This is a genomic window from Shewanella sp. 11B5 (assembly GCF_002836795.1).
Classification (GTDB): Bacteria; Pseudomonadota; Gammaproteobacteria; order Enterobacterales; family Shewanellaceae; genus Shewanella; species Shewanella frigidimarina.
Genome location: NZ_PJAP01000174.1, coordinates 1 through 1104, shown reverse-complemented (window position 1 = coordinate 1104; position 1104 = coordinate 1). Strand labels below are relative to the sequence as shown.

Genomic DNA, 1104 nt, shown 5'->3' with positions numbered 1-1104 from the left:
AATGCCTAATTCCATCAAGGTATTAGCAACCCAAGCAGCATTGGTATCCACTATCTGACCAGATAGTACCTCTTCACCAGTACAAATCATTTCTAACTTCATTGTTATTCCTTATCCCATGCTATTGGCACTTAAGTTAGGGGACCAATATGTGAATGGCAAGAAAATAGATCGTATTTATAGAAAATTAACTAATAAGTAGCTGAATGAATTACAACAACTCAACAGTAACATCTCAAAATAACTAAATTAGATCGTTTAGCTAATGATCTTTGTACGAGTTATCAGCAATACATAAGGCTTACAAATAATATAGGCATGCTCAATAAAACGATAGTTATGCATTTGGAAACAGCTGCATAAAAGCTGTATAACGCTTGAGATAACTAAATTGAAGTGATTAAACACTAATAAAACAGAAATAAGTAAACATCTATGAGGGACAAAGCTGCTATCAAATGAATATTTCAAAAACAAATTTTCAAATGTGATCCTCTGTATTTGGCATGACCAAGCACATTTGATTTATAAAGAGTCCAGAACTGAGATGACTACTCACCCATATCAACAACATAGTTCGGTTTACGCACTGCCACTGCTGTCTATATAGGGAAATATCATAAATTTCAGATACAAAAATCCTCGTCGAGAGACTAGGCTTCGATGTCATTCGCGGAGCTGGTGCTGATTATCATCAGAGTGAGCCCGCGTTCGCCGGCGTGACAGGCCGCCTGCAGTTTATTGACAGCCTAATCAACCAAGCGACGAAGAGCATATATGCCCAAATGTCGTGAAGGCCATGGTTAGTCAAGAAAGACCACTCGCCTTTAATCTTTTCGTATTTTCTGATACGAAAAAGGCCTTTGCATTACAGCAAAGGCCTTCATCTTAAGTTGGCGGAGCGCAAGAGTGAACCCGCGTACCCATGCGTGACAGGCCACCTGCAGTTTATTGACAGCCTAATCAGCTAAGCGACGAAGAGCATGCATGCCCACATGTCGTGAAGACTATGGTTAGTCAAGAAATACCACTCTATCTTTAATCTTTTCGTATTTTCTGATACGAAAAAGGCCTCTGCATTGCTGCAGAGGCCTTCATCTTAAG

The 1104-nt window shown here is 39.5% G+C and carries 1 protein-coding gene; it reads right to left on the bottom strand.

The window, feature by feature from the left end; all coding sequences use genetic code 11:
- On the bottom strand, window positions 1-102 hold a 102-nt coding region (locus CXF78_RS22040; RefSeq protein ID WP_145991323.1), incomplete at its 3' end, for a molybdopterin-binding protein.
- Between the last annotated feature and the right edge of the window lie 1002 nt (window positions 103-1104).